Below are 19,944 nucleotides of genomic sequence, written 5' to 3' on the forward strand. Positions count from 1 at the left end.
TCAGGAGGCCGAGCGGAGGTGCCTGTAGGGGCAGTGCGCAGCACCTTCGGCGTTAGCCGAAGACGCGAGACGTAGACTTTGCGTAGCAAGTCGTAGGCCGCGATGCCCCGGAGGGCGCCGTAGCGAGGGGACCCGAAGCGCAGCGTAGGGCCGTATGCAGGAGCAAGCGGTTTTGCCTACTTCTTCCCAAGAGAAAAGTAGGCCGCCGTAAAGGCGGAAGGGGCCAGCCGCAGCACCACAACGAATGGATAAGCCCACAACCTCAACATCTCGACCCAACCCCAAAATCATCGTCCCCGGGATCGCATGAAGAACCCTTTTTATGGCTCAGGCGTTGGTACTGACCAGCGAGCCCGAACTGCTGCCACCGGCTTCGGTCAGCGCCTTGAGCAGTGCCGCCGTGGCGCTTGCGATCGCCGCCATGGTCGCGCCCACCGCCGACTGCGCGGCAGTAACGGCCGCAGCCTTGAGGGTAGGTTCCATGTCCCTGGACATGACTTCCTGCAAACGCTTCTGCTGCTCGGCCAATTGCTTTTGCAGCTTCTTGATCATCTCGCGCATTTGCTTGATGTGTGCCGGCTCTTCACCCTCGCTGGCGCTTTCCTTGGCTTCTTCGGCCTTGCCGCTATCACGCACCTTGGACATGTCAACGTTGACCGCACCCTGCGCCTCCAACCCGGCCGTTTTTTCCTGCCCGGTGATGGTGATGCCTGTGCCGATGCCGCTGTTCAAAGGGGTCCCGTTGATTGAGACGGCGCTAAAACCTGCCATGTTTCTATCATCCTGATGGTATTGGGGTTAGCCCGGCTATCGACCGTACACGCAGAAACTTGAGCCAGACCGGCGCCTGGATAAATTTGCCCAAGCGCCATTCGTCCCTCCTGATACCCGTGCTTTGCCCCCGGCACGCCAGTGCACCGGGCAAGCCGTTCCGATCAGCCCAGTGTCGAGATGGCAATGACCAAGACCAAGACCCGTTCCCGCAAAGCCCTGTACATCGGCCTGCCGCTCGCCCTGGCGGTGGCACTGGGCGCGGCCGCAGCCGGTTACCTGTACTACAAGCAGGCGGCCGGCTACCCGCGCCCGATCGTCGAGCAGGCCAATGCCCTGCATGAGCACATGCTGACGTTCGACAGCCACATCACCGTGCCGCTCAAGTTCGGTAACGAGGGTAACGAATTCGACAAGGACGGTCCCGGCCAGTTCGACCTGGTCAAGGCCGGCAAGGGCCGGCTCTCGGGCGCGGCGCTGACCATCTTTGGCTGGCCGGAGCTGTGGAACGGCCCCAATGCCCCGCATCGGCCAACCCCGGGGTTTGTCGACGAAGCGCGCAACCAGCAGGAAGTGCGCTACAAAATCATCAGCAACATGGTCCGCGACTTCCCCAATCAGGTCGGCATCGCCTATACCCCGGATGACCTGCGCCGCCTCAATGGCGAAGGCAAGTTCGCCATTTTCATCAGCATGCTCAACGCCTACCCGCTGGGCCACGACCTGTCGCAACTGGACCTGTGGGCCAAGCGCGGCATGCGCATGTTCGGCTTCAGCTATGTGGCCAACAACGACTGGGCCGACTCCTCGCGACCGCTGCCGTTTTTCAACGACACCCCCGATGCCCTGGGCGGCCTGTCCGAGCTGGGCGAACAAGCCGTCAAGCGCCTGAACGACCTGGGGGTAATCATCGATGTCTCGCAGATGTCGACCCTGGCCCTGGAAGACGTCGCCCGCCTCAGCCGCACGCCCATGGTTGCCTCGCATTCGGCGCCGCGGGCGCTGGTGGACATCCCGCGCAACCTCAGCGACAAGGAAATGCAACTGATCAAGGACAGCGGCGGCGTGCTGCAGGTGGTGGCTTTCGGCACCTACCTCAAGCCCCTGAGCAAGCCGAGCCTGGACAAACTCGAAACCCTGCGCGCGCGCTTTGGCCTGCAACCGCTGCAAGGGCTGGCCAATGCTCTGATGCCCGGCGATGCAGTTATCGCCATCTGGCCGCAGGCACGCTTTGGCGAGTACGCCGGCAGCCTGTACGACATTGTCGAGCAGGAACCCAAGGCCACCCTCAAGGACTACGGCGACGCCATCGACTACGCGGTGAAGAAGATGGGCATCGACCATGTCGGTATCAGTTCCGACTTCAACGACGGTGGCGGCCTGGAGGGCTGGAAGGATGTCAGCGAGATTCGCAACGTGACGGCCGAGCTGCTCAGCCGCGGTTACTCCGAAGCCGACATCGCCAAGCTCTGGAGCGGCAATTTCCTGCGGGTCTGGGACCAGGTGCAACGAGCCGCCCGCCCCATTGCCAGCACCTCTACTCCTTGAATCCAGGCAGCTTTAGACATGACTGACCGTCGCACCTTTCTCAAGCAGGCCGGCCTGCTCGCCGCCAGCCTGCCGCTGTTGCCCCAGGCCCTGGCAGCCGCGCCGGCGCCACTGAGCGGCAAGGACAAATGGCACAACCTGCGCCAGCTGTTTCCCCTGGACCCGGCCTATGCGCACTTCGCCAACTTTCTGGTCACCGCCCACCCGCGCCCGGTGCAGGAGGCCATCGACTACTACCGCGCCGAGATCGACCGCAACCCGGCGCACTGGGTTGACTGGGAAACCCAGATCGAATGGCAGCGCGAAGGTGAGGTGCGCGACTGGGCAGCCCGTTACCTGGCGGTACGCCCGCGGCAGATCGCCCTCACCGGCAGCACCACCGAAGGCCTGGGAATGATCTATGGCCGCCTCAAAGTCGCCCCCGGCCAGGAAATTCTCACCACCGAGCACGAACACTATGCGACCCGCAAAGCCCTGGCGTTCCGCCAGCGCCATGAGGGCACCCAGGTGCGCAAGCTGCGGCTGTTCCAGCAGCCACGGGAGATTTCCACCGACCAGGTGCTGAGCACCCTCGACCAGGCCATCAACGCCAACACCCGGGTGCTGGGCATGACCTGGGTGCACTCCGGCAGCGGGGTGAAATTGCCCATTGGCCAGATCGGCGAACTGGTGCGCCAGCACAATCGCGACCGTGACGAAGACCGGCGCATTCTCTACGTGGTGGACGGCGTGCACGGCTTCGGCGTGGAGGACGCCAACTTTGCCGATTTCAACTGCGACTATTTCATTTCCGGCACCCACAAGTGGATGTTTGGCCCGCGCGGCACCGGGATCATCTGCGCCGCCTCCGAGCAGATGAGCAACCTGGTGCCAACCTTTGCCACGTTCTCCGAGGATGAGGACTTTGCCACCATCATGACCCCGGGCGGCTACCACGCCTTCGAGCACCGCTGGGCACTGGGCAAGGCCTTCGAACTGCACCTGCAACTGGGCAAGGCCGAGGTTCAGGCGCGTATCCACCAGCTCAACGATTACCTCAAGCAGCGCCTGCTCGAACACAAGGCCATCGAGCTGGTGACCCCGCTCAGCCGCGAACACTCGGCCGGCTTCACCTTCATTCGGGTCAAGGGCCAGGACCCCGACGCCCTGGCCAATTACCTCACCAGCAACCGCATCGTCGTCGACGCCGTCGACCGCGACGCCGGCCCAGTGCTGCGCATGGCCCCGGGGCTGCTCAACAACGAGCAGGAAATCGACCGGGCCATGGCCCTCCTGATCAAGAAACTCTGAAAAGGCTCGCTCATGTCCGCACCCTTGATGTACCGCCTCTCCCTGGCCGCCCTGCTCACCGCACTTGGCTTGTCGAGTGCCCAGGCCGCCAACGCCCAGACACCGGGTATGGTGTTTCGCGATTGCAAGGCAGCCTGCCCGGAAATGGTCGTGCTACCCGCCGGCAGTTATCAGATGGGCACCCCCGATGACGAAGTCGGGCGCCAGCCCGATGAAGGCCCGCTGCACACCGTGACGTTCGCCAAACCCTTCGCCATCAGCCGCTTTCAGGTGACCGCTGGCGAGTGGGACGCCTACCTGCGTGAGTCCGGCGTGGTGATTGCCGACGGCGACACCCGCCCCGGCCGCGAATGCAAGGCGAGCAAACCACGCTATGAACAAAAGCCACGCCAGCCGGCGGTGTGCATGAGCTACCACGATGTCCAGGCCTACACTGAGTGGCTGTCGAAAAAGACCGGCAAGCACTACCGCATGGTCAGCGAGGCCGAGCGCGAATACGCCGCCCGCGCCGGCAGCAGCGGGCCGTTCCCCTTTGCCATGGACCCTGGCGCCGACTATCAGATCACCCGCAACGCCAACACCTACGGCCCGCGTGACGGCTTCAGCTTCAGCTCGCCGGTGGGCAGCTACCCGGCCAACGCCTTTGGCGTCTACGACATGCACGGCAATGTCTACGAGTGGGTTGCCGACTGCTGGCACGAAAACTATGTCGGCGCCCCCAGCGACGGCAGCGCCTGGGTGGAACCTGGCTGCACCACCCGCCACATTCGCGGTAACGACTGGGGCGAGGCACCGATCTTTTCCCGCTCCGGCAATCGCAATGATCGCCCGGCCGATATCCGCGGCGACTGGCTTGGCCTGCGCGTAGCCCGCGAACTCTGATGCCTGGCGCATGGCCCGGAAGCCACCGGGCCGCGCGCTAAATTCCCCGTCTATCCACTCGTTTCAAACGGTAGATCCCCCGCTGCCATCGACCGCAGCGGGGCCTGCTTGCCATCGCACCCGCCCCGAATTTCTCCTTCAAGGAATCGACGACATGAGCCAGACGACTTCGCACGATACCCTCCACGATCTGATCAGCGTGGGCTTCGGCCCTTCCAACCTGGCCCTGGCCATTGCCCTGCAGGAGCGCGCGCAAAGCAGCGGCCAGGCACTCAAGGCACTGTTTATCGACAAGCAGCAGGACTACCGCTGGCACGGCAACACCCTGGCCACCCAGAGCGAGCTGCAGATTTCCTTCCTCAAGGACCTGGTCTCGCTGCGCAACCCCACCAGCCCCTACAGCTTCGTCAACTACCTGCACAAGCAAGGGCGCCTGGTCGACTTCATCAACCTGGGCACCTTCTATCCCTGCCGCCTGGAGTTCAACGACTACCTGCGCTGGGTTGCCGAGCACTTTGCCGACCAGGCCGTCTACGGTGAAGAAGTGGTGCGCATCGAGCCGCACTTCAACGGCGACGCCATCGACCTGCTCAAGCTGGTCTCGCGTGACAGCCAGGGCCGCGAGCACAGCCGCCTGACCCGCTCGGTGGTGGTCGGCAGCGGTGGCTCGCCACGTATTCCCACGCTTTTCGCACCGTTCAAGCAAGACCCGCGGGTGTTCCACCACTCCCAGTACCTGGCGGCGCTCGAGCAGCTGCCGTGCGCCCAGGGCCAGGCCATGCGCATCGCCATCATCGGCTCCGGGCAAAGCGCGGCCGAGGCCTTCATCGACCTCAACGACAGCTTCCCGTCGGTGAAGGTCGACATGATCCTGCGCTCCTCGGCCCTCAAGCCTGCCGATGACAGCCCGTTCGTCAACGAGATCTTCGCCCCGGCCTACACGGACCTGGTGTTCGAGCAACAACCCCAGGACCGCGAAAAACTCATCGAGCAATACCACAACACCAACTACTCGGTGGTTGACGTCGACCTGATCGAGCGCATCTACGGCATCCTCTACCGGCAAAAAGTCGCGCACCAGTTCCGCCACTCGGTACTCTGCCGCCGTGAAGTGGAAGCGGTCTCGGCCAGCGACCAGGGCATCGAACTGACCCTGCGCGATCACGCCACCGGCAAGGATCAGACCCACCGGTATGACGCGGTGATTCTGGCCACCGGCTACGAGCGCCGCTCGCACCGCGAGCTGCTGGCGCCGCTGCAGGAGTACCTGCAGGACTTCCAGGTCGATCGCCATTACCGCGCCCTGAGCGATCCACGCCTGAAAGCGGGCATCTACCTGCAAGGTTTCTGTGAGGCCTCCCACGGCCTGAGCGACACCCTGCTGTCAGTGCTGCCGGCGCGCGCCGACGAGATCAGCCAGGCGCTGTACCACGCGCTGGACACGCCGCGCACCCTGCGCGAGAGCCCGCTGGCCGCCGACCTCATCAACGCCTGAAGCGAGAGACGTCAATGACCCGTCCATCCCGCAGCGCCGTTCGCGACCTGTTCGGCCTGCTCAAACCGTTCTGGCCGCTGGTGGCGATGTCCATCGCCCTGGGCATGGTCGGCGGCATCAGCGTCACCACGCTGCTGGCGACCATCAACAGCGCCCTGCACAGCGACAGCGGCCTGACCCAGGGCGTTGTCCTGGGTTTTGCCGGGTTGTGCCTGCTGGCGCTGCTCAGCACCATCTGCTCCGACATCGGCACCAACCACGTCGGTCAGCACATCATCGCCAAACTGCGCAAGACACTGGGCGAGAAGGTGCTCGCCGCGCCCATCGACCAGATCGAGCGATACCGCAGCCACCGCTTGATTCCGGTGCTCACCCATGACGTCGACACCATCAGCGATTTTGCCTTCGCCTTTGCCCCGCTGGCGATTTCCCTGACCGTGGTGCTCGGCTGCCTGGGCTACCTGGCGATGCTGTCGTGGCCGATGTTCCTGCTGATCCTGCTGGCCATTGCCCTGGGCACCGCCGTGCAATTCATCGCCCGTGCACGCGGCCTGAAAGGCTTTGAAGCGGCGCGTGAAGCCGAGGACGAACTGCAAAAGCACTACCACGCCATCGCCGAAGGGGCCAAGGAACTGCGCATCCACCGCCCACGGCGCCAGCGCATGTTCGTCCAGGGCATCCAGGGCACCGCCGAACGGATCTGCGCCACGCAGATCCGCTCGATCAACACCTTCGTGATCGCCAAGAGCTTCGGCTCGATGCTGTTCTTCGTGGTCATCGGCCTGGCCCTGGCCATGCAGTCGTTATGGCCGAGCGACAACAAGGCGGCGATGAGCGGCTTCGTGCTGGTGCTGCTGTACATGAAAGGCCCGCTCGATCACCTGGTCAGCACCCTGCCGATCGTCAGCCGCGCGCAGATTGCGTTTCGGCGCATCGCCGAACTGTCGCAGCAGTTCTCCTCACCCGAGGCTCACCTGCTGCTCAGCGACAACGGCGCGCCAGCGCCTGCGGTAAACAGCCTGGAACTGACCGATGTGACCTACACCTTCCCCCGCGTGGAGGGCTTCGAGCCGTTCCGGCTGGGGCCGGTGAACCTGCGCATCGAACAGGGCGAGATCATTTTCATCGTCGGTGAAAACGGCTGCGGCAAGACCACCCTGATCAAGTTGCTGCTGGGCCTGTACGCGCCACAAGGTGGCAGCATCGTGCTCAACGGCACGCCGGTGGTGGCCGAAACCCGCGACGATTATCGGCAGTTGTTCACCACCATCTTTGCCGACTACTACCTGTTCGACGATGTGGTCCAGGGTGACACGCAGATTCCCGCTGACGCCGACCGCTACCTGCGGCGCCTGGAAATCGACCACAAAGTCAGTGTCCGCGACGGGGTGTTCAGCACCACCGACCTGTCGACCGGGCAACGCAAACGCCTGGCCCTGCTCAATGCCTGGCTCGAAGAACGCCCGGTACTGGTGTTCGACGAGTGGGCCGCCGACCAGGACCCGACCTTCCGGCGGATCTTCTACACCGAATTGCTCCCGGACCTCAAACGCCTGGGCAAGACCATCATTGTCATCTCCCACGACGATCGCTACTTCAACGTCGCCGACCAGCTGGTGCGCATGAACGCCGGCAGCGTCGTCAGCGAACCGCAACTGGCCTGATCCCTTCGCACTGAAAAAGCCCGCGGCCGAAAATAATTTTCCGGTTTGCGGGCCTACGAACGTCTCATCCCCAGTAATAGAAATCATTATCAATCAAGTAGCCACCCTGCCAAGAGCACACCATGCCAGCACACGCCCTTTCACCTCTAGCCAAAGCGCTGATGATGCGCCGGCTGCTCAAACCGCGCATTGTTTCCACCACCCTCGGCCTGGCACTGGCCCTGCCGCTGGCTGCCCAGGTGCAGGCACGGGAAGTGGCCTTCGACATTCCGGCGCAACCGCTGTCCAGCGCCTTGCAGAGCTTCGGCCAGCAGGCCAACGTGCAGCTGTTGTTCAGCCCTGACGATGTGATGAACCTGCGTGGTGCGCCGGTGCAAGGGCGCCTGCAGCCGGAAGCGGCGATTGGTATCCTGCTCGGCGGCACGAACCTCAACTACAGCCTGCAGGGCGATACCCTGACCGTCACCGGCCGCGGCTCGTCGAGCTCGGTCGAACTGGGGGCGACGACCATTGGTGCCACCGGGCTGGGGGGCACCACTGAAGGCACAGGTTCCTACACCACAGGCTCGACCAACACCGCCACCAAGCTCAACCTGAGCCTGCGCGAAACGCCGCAGTCGGTCAGCGTCATGACCCGCCAGCGCATCGACGACCAGAACCTGCGCAGCATCGGCCAGGTGCTGGAACAGACGGCCGGCATCAACGTACAGAGCCCGGGCAGTGACCGCTTGTATGTGTACTCGCGCGGCCTGGCCATCGACAACTACCAGTACGACGGCCTGCCCACCACTTCCTTCGCCTTCAGCCAGGCCCTGCCCCAGGCGCTGTCGGACATGGCCATCTATGACCGGATTGAAGTGGTTCGCGGCGCCACCGGCCTGATGTCCGGTGCCGGTGACCCGTCCGGGACCATCAACCTGGTGCGCAAGCGCCCCACCGACACCTTCAAGGGTTATGTCAGCGGCGGCCTCGGCTCCTGGGACCTGTACCGCAGTGAAGTGGACGTCTCCGGCCCGCTGACCGAAAACTGCAAGCTGCGCGGCCGCGCGGTGGCCGCCTACCAGCAAGGCAACAGCTTTACCGACCACCTGCAGCAGGAAAAGACCATCCTCTACGGGATCGTCGAGGCCGACCTGACCGACAGCACCCTGCTCACCGTCGGCGTCGATTACCTCAACAGCGACCCGCGCGGCTTCTCCACCACCGGCCTGCCGATCGTCGACAACAAGGGCAACCGCGTGCACATGCAGCGCTCGGCCAACGGTGCCAGCCGCAACAGCACCAACCGCCAGGAGACAGTCAACGCCTTTGCCTCGATCGAACAGAAACTGGCCCACGACTGGACCCTCAAGGTCGCCGCCAACTCGCTGTACGGCACCCGCGACTACAACTCGATCATCGTCGGCACCTCCACCGGCTTCGTCAATGCCGACAACGGCAAAGACCTGAAATACACCGCCACCAAGGGCGACAACACCCAGGAACAGCGCGGCCTCGACATCATGCTGTCCGGCCCCTTCGAGCTGGGCGGGCGCACCCACGAGCTGGTGGTCGGCTTCAACTACCAGGACTACGAAAACCGCCGCAACGGTTTCGGCCACCCGACCGCCGATGGCGGCAGCGACAACGGCGTCAGCGGCAAGCCGGTGAACATCTGGACCTGGGACAACTATGCGCCCAACCCGACCTACACCATGAACCGCGAAGACGACAACCTCAAGCAGCGGCAGAACGGCGCCTACCTGGCCACCCGCCTCAAGCCCACCGACGACCTCTCGGTGATCCTCGGGGCGCGGGTCAGCAACTACAAGTACGACGCCATGCTGCACTACAACGTCCCGAAAATGGTGCGCAACAATACCGATGACTCGGTCAAGGTCAGCGGCGAAGTCACCCCGTATGCCGGCGTGGTCTACGACCTCAACGACATCCACTCGGTGTATGCCAGCTACACCAGCATTTTCAAGCCGCAGCCCTACCGCTCCCGCGACGGCAAGTTGCTCGACCCACGTGAAGGCGACAACTACGAGATCGGCCTGAAAAGCGAATACTTCGGCGGCCGCCTGAACACCGCGCTGGCCCTGTTCGAGGTCAAGCTGGACAACGATGCGATCCCAGACGGCACCCTGCCCAGCAACGACCTGATCACCGCCTACAAGGCGGAAAAAACCAAGACCAAGGGCATCGACCTGGAAGTCAACGGCGAGATCATGCCGGACTGGAACATCGCCGCCAGCTATACCCATGCGGTGGTCAAGGACCATGACGGCGAGCGGGTCAAGACCATCGTCCCGACCGACCTGTTCAAACTCTGGACCACCTACCGCTTGCCCGGCGAGCTGGATCGCCTGACCGTCGGCGGTGGCATGAACTGGCAGAGCGGCATTCACTTCACTGTCGACTCCTGGCAACTGAGTGCGCCGGCCAAGGCCAAGCAAGGCGACTACGCGACCTTCAACCTGATGGCCCGCTATCAGCTGACGCCCAAGTGGTCGACCACTGCCACCGTCAACAACCTGTTCGACAAGAAGTACATCAGCTCCCTGGATGACAACTTCTACAGCGGCTCCTACGGTGAACCGCGCAGCTTCCTGGTGAGCACCAAGTACGAGTTCTGATCGTCCTGCACACAAACGCCGCCCCGGCAAAGGCCAGGCTCCTGGGAGCGACCTTGGCCGGGGCGGCGTTTTGCTGTTCGGGCCTCAGCGTTCGAGCACCTGGCCAAGCCAGGCCGATGCCTGTGCGTAGACCTGCTCCACCTGGGCGACGATGCCGCCCATGCGCAAGAAATCATGGGACAGACCGGTTTCGACACTCAAGGTCACCTCGGTACCCGCCGCCTGCAACCACTGGGCATAGGCCAGGCCTTCATCATGCAGCGGGTCGTAGCCGGCCAGCGCCACGTAGGCCGGCGCCTGGGCAATAGCGCTGCCAAGCAGCGGCGAGGCGCGCCAGTCGAGACGGTCGGCTGGCGTGCGCGCGTAGTGCTGGTAAAACCACTCCAGGGTGGCCGACTCCAGCAGGTAGCCTTCGGCGTAACGCTGATGGGACGCCCGCAGCTGGCTGATGTCGGTCACCGGATAGAACAGTAACTGCGCCACCGGCCGCAGTGCCGCTGGCAACGCCCCGGACGCGGCCATCGCCGCCAGCACCGTGGCCAGGGTCGCCCCGGCGCTGTCACCGGCCAGCACCACTTTAGCGCTGTCCAGGTGCAGGGCGCCGGCCTGCTCGACGAGCGCTGCCAGGCTGTCGGCGGCATCCTCCACGGCAGTTGGGAAGCGGTGTTCCGGTGCCAGCCGGTAGGCCGGGGCCAACACCGCGAACTCACCGCTGAGCGCCAGGCGGCGGCACACCGAATCATGGGAATCGAGGCTGCCGACCACATAGCCACCGCCATGAAAATAGAGCATCACCGGCAAGGCTTTAGCGGCGCTGGCGCTGCGGCGATAGAGCCGCGCGGCAATCTCGCTACCGTCGCGGGTCGGCAACTGCAGGGCGCTGACCTGCAGCTCGCCCGGCGGGTTGGGGTCAAGGATCTGCGAAGTGGCCTCGAAATCGGCACGCGCCTTGGCCAGCGGCAAGGCGTGCAGGGGCTGGCTTTTGCCGGTCAGGCGACCGAACTCGGCAAGCTCCAGAAAGGCAGAAAGATCAGGGTGCAAGGACATGGAAGCATCCAGACAGAATAATAGGAAAAAAGGCGGGGCCGGACGGCCCCACCCCGGGTTCAATCGACCAGCGTTTCGGCCCGCAACACGTGCCGCTGCAGCTGGGCAAGCAGCTCGCTGTTGGCCAGGATGTCGTAGTGACCGGCGTCGATACGCTGCCCTGCGGCCTGCACGTGCAGGCTCGCTTCATAGGCCTCGAGCAGCTCAACCGGCAGTTCAGCGCGCCACCACACCTGTGCCGCGCAGTCGCTGCGCGGCAATGGCTGCACGTGCCGGGACAGGGCCTTCAGGCGCAAGCCCACCTGGAAGGCACGGGCCAGTTCATCGGCTTCGAAGCGGCTGGCCTGGGCCGGCGTAGCCGGCTGCAGCGCGGCCAACAAGGCGCTGAGCTGCACCTGGTCAGGCTCGTCATTCGGCAGTTGGCCAGGTTCGACCCGCAGATTGGCGGTCTGGGCCAGGAACGCCGGCAGGTCGTCACGCCAGTCATCCGCGTGCGCCAACGGATCGCGCCGCGGGATAAAACTGTCGACCAGGCCCAGGAAGCTCACCGTCTGGCCTTGTTTTTCCAGCTCTGCGGCGACCAGCACCGCCAGGGTGCCCCCCAGCGACCAGCCCAACAGACGGTACGGACCTTGTGCCTGTTTCTGGCGAATGTACTGGGCGTAATCGATGGCCATCGACTCCAGCGAGTCATCCTCCCAGTCACGGTCCAGGAGCATTCGGCATTGCAGGCCATACACCCTGCACTGTCCTTGCAGGCGCCGCGCCAACGGTTCGTAGTCGAACACCGTGCCGAAGCCTGCGTGCAGGCAGAACAGCGCCGGGCCTGGCTGCGTGGCGCCATTGAGCGCCAGCACCGGGTCAAGCTCGCCTGCCTGCTCCTCATAACCCGACAACTGAGCGATGGTTGGCTTGGCCAGCATGTCGCGCAGCTTCAGTTCAAAGCCGGCCGGTGCTTGCTGGCGCACCTTGCTCAACACCTTGAGGGTGCGCAGCGAATCGCCGCCGAGCTCGAAGAAGTTGTCCGTGGCACCGACCTGTTCAAGCTCCAGCACCTCCTCCCAGATAGCCGCCAGCAGGCGTTCCAGGGCGTTGCGCGGGGCGACATACGCCTTGCCCTTGAAGTCCGGGTCGGGCAAGGCCAGGCGATCGAGCTTGCCACTGGGGTTGAGCGGCATGGCCTGAAGTTCAAGGATCTGCGCGGGCACCATGTAATCGGGCAGTTCGCCCTGCAGGGCACTGCGCAACTGCTCGACCTGCAGCCCCTGCGCCGTGGCCACCACATAAGCGATCAGGCGTTTGCCCGCCTCGCTGTCGCGGGCCACCACCACGGCCTCGCGCACCCCGGCCTGAGCGCGCAGACGGGCTTCGATTTCACCCAGCTCGATGCGAAAGCCGCGAATCTTCACCTGATGATCCAGGCGTCCCAGGTAGTCGATCACCCCGTCGGCGCGGCGGCGTACCAGGTCACCGGAGCGGTACAGGCGCCCGCCGGCCTCGAACGGGCTGGCAATGAAGCGCTCGGCGGTCAGCCCCGGGCGCTGGTGATAGCCGCGCGCCAAGCCTTCGCCGCCGATGTACAACTCGCCGGCGACGCCGTCGGGCAAGGGGTTGAGCTGGGCATCGAGGACATACAGGCTGCGGTTGCCGACACGCTCGCCGATCGGCGCATAGGCCGCTTCGCAGCGGGCCCCGGCGGCGGCGCGCCAAAGCATCGGGGTGACCACGGTTTCGGTCGGGCCATAGCCGTTGGTGATCATCCGCGGGCGCAGGGTGCGCTGGACCAGGTCGAAGTTGGCCTCGGCGACGGCATCGCCGCCAAAGCAGTAGATGTCCACCGGCGGCGGGTTGTCCTGGCCCTGGCCATACTCGGCGATCTGCTTGAGGTAGGCCGGCGGGAAGCAGGCAATGCTGATGCCTTGCTCATGCAGCACCGCCCAGGTTTCTTCGGCGGTCCACAGGCTGTCGTCACGCAGCACCAGGCAACCGCCGGCCAACAGCGTCGACCACCAGCGCTCCTGGGCACCGTCGAAAGCGAACGACATGAACAGCAGTTCGCGGGTTGCCGAGGTCATCTGGTACAGCGCGCCGATCGCCTGGCAATGCATGGCCAGCGGCCCGCGCGCCACGGCAACGCCCTTGGGCTTGCCGGTGGACCCGGAGGTGTAGATCAGGTACGCCAGATGCTCTGCCTCGATGTGCACCGACGGCGCTGTTTGCGGGTACTGATCCAGTGCCAGGGTGTCGAGGCTCAGCACCTGCGCCTGAGTGGTCTGCGGCAGGCGCGCCAGCACCCGGCTATGGGTCAGCAGTACCTTCATGGCCGAGTCTTCGACGATCCATTGCAGGCGCTCCTGCGGGTAGTCGATATCCAGCGGTACGTAGGCGGCGCCGGTCTTGTGCACGGCGTACAGGGCCACGATCATCTGCACCGAACGGTTCAACGCAACCCCTACGCGCACTTCCGGCCCTACGCCCTGGGCACGCAGGCAGTGCGCCAGGGCATTGGCCTGCGCTTCGAGTTCGGCATAACTCAACTGCTGCCCGGCGCAGACCACCGCCGGCGCATCGCCCTGGCTTGCGGCATGGGCCTGGACCCGCTCGAGCAGGCTCGGCGCCTGGGGCTCTGCTGGCAGCACCGGGTTGGCCGCGGCCAACGCCTGCAGGCCGCCGGCATCGAGCATGGCCAGGCTGCCGAGGGTCGCCTGCGGCTGCTCCAGCAAGGCTTGCAACAGCGTCTCGAAACCGGCGCGGATCTGCACCACGCTGTCGGCGCTGAAGCGGTTGCGCAGGTAGAGGAACTCGATGCTCAGGGTTTCGCCCAGATTGACCGCCAGGTCCATCGGGTAGTTGGTGACATCGCGACCGCTGGTGGCGCCAAACTGCAACGAGCCCTGGCCGACCTCCCGCAGGCGCTCGTCGACCGGGTAGTTCTCGAACACGATGATGCTGTCGAACAGGCTGCGGCCACTGTGCCCGGCCCAGCGCTGGATGTCGGCAAGCGATGCATGCTCGTGGTCGCGCACGTCCAGGTTGTAGGCCTGCAGTTGCTCCAGCCAGTCGCCGACGCGCTGGTCTGGCCGCGGGCTTTGCAGGATCGGCAAGGTGTTGATGAACAGCCCGAGCATCTCGCCGGCCTGAGGCAGGCTGGCCGGGCGCCCGGCCACCGTCGCGCCGAAACAGACGCTCTGCTGGCCGGTGTAGCGCTGCAACAGCAGCAACCAGGCGGCCTGCACCAGGGTGTTGGCGGTGACCCGCAACTGCTGGGCGGCGTTGCGCAACTGGCGGGTGCGGGCAGCATCCCAATCCAGGTAGAGCGCATCGTGGCCGTGCAACTGGGCCGCAGGGCGCGGCCAGGTGCAGGCCGCAAGCTCGGTGACCTCGCCCAGGTCGCGCAATTGCTGGCGCCAGAACTGCTCCAGGGCTTGTTGGTCATCCTGTTGCTGCAGCCAGGCAATGTAGTCGCCGTAGCGCCCTTGCACTTGCACCGGACGCCCATGGTAGGCCTGGAACACCTCTGCGAGCAGGCGTGAGCTGCTCCAGCCGTCCATGAGAATGTGGTGACGGGTCCAGATCAGGTGGCAACGCTGATCGTCAAGGCGCACCAGGGTGACCCGCATCAACGGCGCGCGCAGCAGGTCGAAGCCCTCGCGGCAATCGGCGTGCACCAGCATCTCGATGGCGTCGCTGGCTACCGCCTGGCCACGCCAGTCGAGCACACGCACCACGGACGGCGCCTGCTTGCTCACCACCTGCAGCGGTTGGGACAGGTGGCTGGCGTTCCAGAACCCGCTACGCAACACGTCGTGGTTGGCCACTGCCAGGTCCCAGGCCGCAACGAAGCGCTCAAGCTCAAGCCCCTGCACCGCGACGCTGGTCTGGTTGATGTACAAGCCGGCCTCGTCGGCTTCCAGGGAGTGGAACAGCATGCCCTGTTGCATCGGCGACAACGGGTAGATATCGGCCACCTCGCGCGCCGGCACCGGCAGGCCGTCGAGCTGGGCCTGGGTCAGCCCGGCCAGGGGGAAGTCCGCCGGGGTCAGGCCGCCGCTGGCCTCATGGCAACAGTGCTCGATCAGCGCCTGCAGTTCGCTGGCATAGTCGGCGGCCAAGCCTTCGACGACCTGGCTGTCGAACATCTGCGGGCTGAAGATCCAGCCGATGCTCAGCCGCCCTTGGTACACCTGGCCATTGAGGGTCAGCCAGTTGCCCAGCTCGGCCAGCTCGGCGCGCTCGCTGCCCGAGGCTTCACGGGCCACGGTAAACAGCGCATCGTCGCTCTGGCCGTCGAAGCTGTTGTCGAACTGCCCCAGGTAGTTGAAGGTGATGCGCGGCAACGGCCGCTGGCCCAGCGCCTGGCGCGCCGTGCTATCGCCCAGGTAACGCAGCAGGCCATAGCCGATGCCGTTATCGGGCACCGCCCGGACCTGCTCCTTGATCGCCTTGATCGCCTCGGCCAGGCCAGGCGCCGGCGTCAGCGCCAGTGGGTATTTGCTGGTGAACCAGCCGACACTGCGGGTCAGGTCGAGATCGGCAAACAGCTCTTCGCGGCCATGGCCTTCCAGCACCACCTGGGTACTTGGCTGCCCGCTCCAGCGGCAGATCACCCGGGCCAGGGCAGTCAGCAGCAGCTCGTTGATGCGCGTGCGGTACGCGGCGGGCGCCTGTTGCAACAAACGCTGGGTGACGGCGTTGTCCAGACGGCTGTAGACGGTCCGGGCATCACGTTGCAACAACGGGCAACGGGCATCGCGCACCGGCAGGTCGTGAACCGCCGCCTGCGCCTGCCAATAGCCGAGTTCGGCCTGCAACGCGGCGCTGCCCGCGCGCGCCTGCAGGCGTTCGGCCCAGTGTTGGGCCGAACAGGTTTTGCCCGGCAGGCTCAGCGCCTGGCCGGCGGCCAATTGCCCGTAGGCGCTCTGCAGGTCTTCCAGCAGGATGCGCCAGGAAACGCCATCGACCACCAGGTGGTGCACCACCAGCAGCAAGCGCTGCTGGCCATCTTCGAGGCTCAACAGCACCGCCCGCAGCAACGGCCCATGGGCCAGGTCGAGGCTGCGCTGGGCCTGCTCGCAGATCGCCGGCAGCTGCTCAAGGCAGGTGTTGCGCTGCCACAACAGCTCGTCAGCGCCCGCGCCGGGGTGGTGCTCGGCTAGCCAGCCGTCAGGTGTCTGGCTAAAGCGCAGGCGCAAGGCATCGTGTTGCCTCGGCAAGGCCTGCAAGGCCGCCGCCAGGGCCGGCGCGGACAACGGCGTGCGCGGGGCAAGCAGCACCGACTGGTTCCAGTGATGACGGTCGACCACCTCGTTCTCGAAGAACATCTGCTGGATCGGCAGCAGGGTCAGGCGGCCCTCGACCGGCCCGCTCGCACTGGGCGCCTGGGCCGCACCGGCACTGGCAACCCTGGCCAGGCGTTGCACGCTCTGGTGCTGGAACAGGTCCTTGGGGGTAAAGCGGATACCCGCTTCACGCGCGCGACTGACCACCTGGATGGAGATGATCGAGTCGCCGCCCAGCTCGAAGAAATTGTCCTGACGGCCAACCCGCGGGACCTTGAGCACGTCCTCCCAGATCGCCGCCAGTTGCTGTTCCAGCTCGCCTTGCGGTGCACTGTAGGCATCGCTCGCCGCCAGCTGGGCAGGCGCCGGTAGCGCCTTGCGGTCGAGCTTGCCGTTGGCGGTCAGGGGCAGCTGCTGCAGCAGGATCAACTGCGCCGGGACCATGTAGTCCGGCAAGCGTGCGCGCAGTTCGCCCAGCAAGGCGGCCGCCACCTCGGCCGTGCTGCCGATACGGCTGACCACATAACCGAGCAGTTGCTGGCCGCGCTCACTGGCGTGGCCGACGACCACCGCCTGCTCCACGCCATCCAGGCTGCGCAGGCACGCAGCGACCTCGCCGGGCTCGACGCGAAAACCGCGAATTTTCAGTTGATCGTCGATGCGTCCCTGATAGTGCCACTGTCCGGCGCTCAGGCGCACGCCATCGCCACTGCGGTACAAGCGCTCGCCGTTGCTGCTGAAGGGGTCGGGGACAAAGCGCTCGGCGGTCAGCCCCGGTTGCCCGAGGTAGCCGCGCGCCAGGCCTTGGCCACCGATGTACAGCTCGCCCGTGCCGCCGTCCGCCACCACCTGCAGGCTGGGGTCGAGCACCCGCACGCGGGTATTGGCCAAGGGCTGGCCGAGGCTGACCGGCGCGGCCTCGAGCGGCCCGGCGAGCACACCGACAGTGGATTCGGTCGGCCCATAGTGGTTGAACACCCGGCACTGCGGCGCCAGTTGCCGCACGCGCGCGAGCAGCGCCGGCGGACAGGCTTCGCCACCGAGCACCAGCAGGCGGCGCGGCAACACCTCGGCGGCCTGGGCCGAGGCCATCAACGCCGCCAGGTGCGAAGGCACAATCTTCAGCACATCGACCTGCTGGCGCTGCATGGCCCCGGCCATGGCCTGGGCGTCCATCGCCGTGTGCGGGTCGAACAGATGCAGAGTCCGCCCCGAGCACAGCGCGCCGAACAACACGGTGTGGCCGAGGTCGGCGGCGACCGTGGAGACCATCGCCATGCTCTGCGCCTGCTCCAGCGGCAGGCGTTGCAACAGGCCCTGGACATAGTTGGCCAGGGCGCCATGGCTGACCATCACCCCTTTGGGCTGCCCGGTGGAGCCGGAGGTGTAGATGACATAGGCGCAGCTCTCGGCCAGCGGCAGCGTGTGCAGCCGTTCGCCACTGGCGAGCGCTTCAGCGCCGGGGCGGTCGACACAGACCAGCACCTGACCCGCTACCCGCGGCATGTCGGCCTGCACCGCCGAATCGCAGAGCAGCACCTGGGCGCCACTGTCCTCAAGCAGCGTGCGCAGGCGATCAGGAGCAGCTTGCGGGTCCAGCGGCAAGTAGCTGGCCCCGGCCTTGAACACCGCCAGGATCGCCACGACCAGTGCCGAACTGCGCTCCAGGGCAATCGCCACCCGCGATTCGCGGCCCACGCCCAATGCGCGCAGGTGGGCGGCCAGGCGCCCGGCCTGCTGATCGAGTTCGGCGTAGCTCAATTGCTGCGTCGCACACACCGTTGCCAGGCGCTCTGGCGTGGCCGCCAACTGCTGCTCGAACAGCGCCAGCACGCTGCTGGCGGCAAACCTGCATTGCGGCCCCTGGCCAAGCGTGGCCAGGCGCTGCTGCTCAGTGGCCGACAGCAGCGGCAGGTCCTCGATGCGCACCTGGACGTCGTCAACGATGGCCTGCAACAGCCCTCGCCACTGCCCGGCAATGGCCTCGATGCTGCAGGCATCGAACAGGTCGCTGGCGTAGACAAGGGTCGCCTCGATCCCGCCCGGATGCTCCAGGGTATTGAGGGTCAGGTCGAACTTGCTGGTGGTCAGCGGTTGCACCAGTGGCGTCATGTGCAAGCCGGCCAGGGCTGGCGAGGCACTGCCAGGCTCCTCGCGCTGATGATTGAACATCACCTGGAACAACGCCGAATGGCTCAGGCTGCGTTCTGCCTTGAGCACGTCGAGCAACTGCTCGAAGGGCAGGTCCTGGTAAGTCTGGGCCTGCAGGGCCGCCTCGCGCACCTGGGCAAGCAGTTCGCTGAAGCGCTGCTCACCGCACACCTGTGCCTTCATCACCTGGGTGTTGACGAAGAAGCCAATCAGGCGCTCGGTCTCAGGCCGCCCGCGGTTGGCGATCGGCACCCCGACACGGATCTCCTGCTGGCCGCTCAAGCGCTGCAGCAGGGCCTGGAACGCCGCCAGCATCAGCACGAACACCGTCACCCCTTGGCGCGCGGCAAGGGCCTTGAGCTGCTCGCCCAGGCCGGCGTCCAGCGCGGCATCCAGGCTGGCGCCGGCATAGCTGCGTTCGGCCTGGCGCGGGCGGTCGAGCGGCAACTGCAGGACTTCAAGCGGCCCCTGCAATTGCTCGCTCCAGTAGGCCAACTGACGCTCGCGTTCGCCGTTGTCCATCCACTGCCGTTGCCACAACGCGTAATCGGCATATTGCACCGGCAAGGCCGGCAGGCTTGGCTCCCTGCCCTGGCTGTAGGCGGCATAGGTTTGCATCAGCTCCTGGACCATCAGTTGCAACGACCAGGCGTCGGAGATGATGTGGTGCTGGACCAGGCTGAGGACGTGCTGCTCGTGCTCGACCTGCAACAAGGCGGCCCGCAGCAACGGCCCACGGGCCAGGTCGAAACCCTGAGCGCCCTGCCCGGCCAGAAACGCCTGAATCCCGGACTCGGCCTCCACTGCGCCGGGCAAGGTCTGGCGCGCCAGCGCCAGGCCAGACGGCGCCTGTATCTGCTGCCTGACCCCGTCCGGCGTTTCGATGAACAGCGTGCGCAGGCTTTCGTGGCGGGCAACCAGCGCATCCAGGCTGCGCTGCAGGGCACCAACGTCCAGGCGACCCTGCAAGCGGATCGCCAGCGGGATGTTGTACGCCGGGCTGTGCGGCTCCAGCTGCCAGAGAAACCACTGGCGTTGCTGGGCATAGGAAAGCAGGAGCGGCTCGTCCTCGGCACGCTGGAACACAGGAGCGATCCCGAACAGGTTGATCCCTTTCTGTTTCAGCAGGACAGCCAGCGCTTTGCGCTCTTTCGAGGAAAGCGCCCCCACAGACTCTATTAACTTTTGCACGCCACGAC

9 protein-coding genes are annotated in these 19,944 nt (G+C 65.5%); 6 read left to right on the forward strand and 3 right to left on the reverse strand.

Annotated elements, in window-relative coordinates:
* Positions 1–327 precede the first annotated feature (327 nt).
* Complete coding sequence (locus PspR32_RS16730; protein WP_010222456.1) at positions 328–771, reverse strand: hypothetical protein; 444 nt, start codon at positions 769–771, stop codon at positions 328–330.
* A gap of 186 nt (positions 772–957) precedes the next feature.
* On the opposite strand from PspR32_RS16730, the gene pvdM reads away from it, so the two are divergent.
* From pvdM to PspR32_RS16760, 6 genes are all read left to right on the forward strand, one after another.
* Positions 958–2,319, forward strand: a complete 1,362-nt coding sequence (gene pvdM / locus PspR32_RS16735) for a pyoverdine-tailoring dipeptidase-like protein PvdM (protein WP_010222457.1) — start codon at positions 958–960, stop codon at positions 2,317–2,319.
* Positions 2,320–2,337: 18 nt separating this feature from the next.
* A complete protein-coding gene (pvdN, locus tag PspR32_RS16740; RefSeq protein ID WP_010222458.1) occupies positions 2,338–3,609 on the forward strand; it encodes a pyoverdine-tailoring periplasmic protein PvdN in 1,272 nt (423 codons plus the stop codon).
* Positions 3,610–3,636: 27 nt separating this feature from the next.
* A complete protein-coding gene (pvdO, locus tag PspR32_RS16745) occupies positions 3,637–4,491 on the forward strand; it encodes a dihydropyoverdine dehydrogenase (RefSeq protein ID WP_159389398.1) in 855 nt (284 codons plus the stop codon).
* A gap of 154 nt (positions 4,492–4,645) precedes the next feature.
* Complete coding sequence (locus tag PspR32_RS16750; protein ID WP_159388916.1) at positions 4,646–5,986, forward strand: lysine N(6)-hydroxylase/L-ornithine N(5)-oxygenase family protein; 1,341 nt, start codon at positions 4,646–4,648, stop codon at positions 5,984–5,986.
* 14 nt (positions 5,987–6,000) lie between these two features.
* Entirely contained in the window at positions 6,001–7,650 is a 1,650-nt protein-coding gene (locus PspR32_RS16755; RefSeq protein ID WP_010222461.1) for a cyclic peptide export ABC transporter, read from the forward strand.
* A 122-nt stretch (positions 7,651–7,772) separates the two neighbouring features.
* Complete coding sequence (locus PspR32_RS16760) at positions 7,773–10,268, forward strand: TonB-dependent siderophore receptor (RefSeq protein ID WP_232531750.1); 2,496 nt, start codon at positions 7,773–7,775, stop codon at positions 10,266–10,268.
* 84 nt (positions 10,269–10,352) lie between these two features.
* Here the strand turns inward: PspR32_RS16760 and PspR32_RS16765 are convergent, their stop codons facing one another.
* Complete coding sequence (locus PspR32_RS16765) at positions 10,353–11,315, reverse strand: alpha/beta hydrolase (RefSeq protein WP_159388917.1); 963 nt, start codon at positions 11,313–11,315, stop codon at positions 10,353–10,355.
* 59 nt (positions 11,316–11,374) lie between these two features.
* Complete coding sequence (locus PspR32_RS16770; RefSeq protein ID WP_159388918.1) at positions 11,375–19,936, reverse strand: non-ribosomal peptide synthetase; 8,562 nt, start codon at positions 19,934–19,936, stop codon at positions 11,375–11,377.
* Between the last annotated feature and the right edge of the window lie 8 nt (positions 19,937–19,944).

Source organism: Pseudomonas sp. R32 (assembly GCF_009866705.1).
Taxonomy (GTDB): domain Bacteria; phylum Pseudomonadota; class Gammaproteobacteria; order Pseudomonadales; family Pseudomonadaceae; genus Aquipseudomonas; species Aquipseudomonas donghuensis.

Bases quoted from the DNA above. Each gene is read 5' to 3' on its own strand.
- pvdN (WP_010222458.1), top strand. From the start codon at position 2,338: ATGACTGACCGTCGCACCTTTCTCAAGCAGGCCGGCCTGCTCGCCGCC.
- PspR32_RS16755 (WP_010222461.1), top strand. From the start codon at position 6,001: ATGACCCGTCCATCCCGCAGCGCCGTTCGCGACCTGTTCGGCCTGCTC.
- PspR32_RS16730 (WP_010222456.1), bottom strand. From the start codon at position 771: ATGGCAGGTTTTAGCGCCGTCTCAATCAACGGGACCCCTTTGAACAGC.
- pvdO (WP_159389398.1), top strand. From the start codon at position 3,637: ATGTACCGCCTCTCCCTGGCCGCCCTGCTCACCGCACTTGGCTTGTCG.
- PspR32_RS16750 (WP_159388916.1), top strand. From the start codon at position 4,646: ATGAGCCAGACGACTTCGCACGATACCCTCCACGATCTGATCAGCGTG.
- PspR32_RS16760 (WP_232531750.1), top strand. From the start codon at position 7,773: ATGCCAGCACACGCCCTTTCACCTCTAGCCAAAGCGCTGATGATGCGC.
- pvdM (WP_010222457.1), top strand. From the start codon at position 958: ATGACCAAGACCAAGACCCGTTCCCGCAAAGCCCTGTACATCGGCCTG.
- PspR32_RS16765 (WP_159388917.1), bottom strand. From the start codon at position 11,315: ATGTCCTTGCACCCTGATCTTTCTGCCTTTCTGGAGCTTGCCGAGTTC.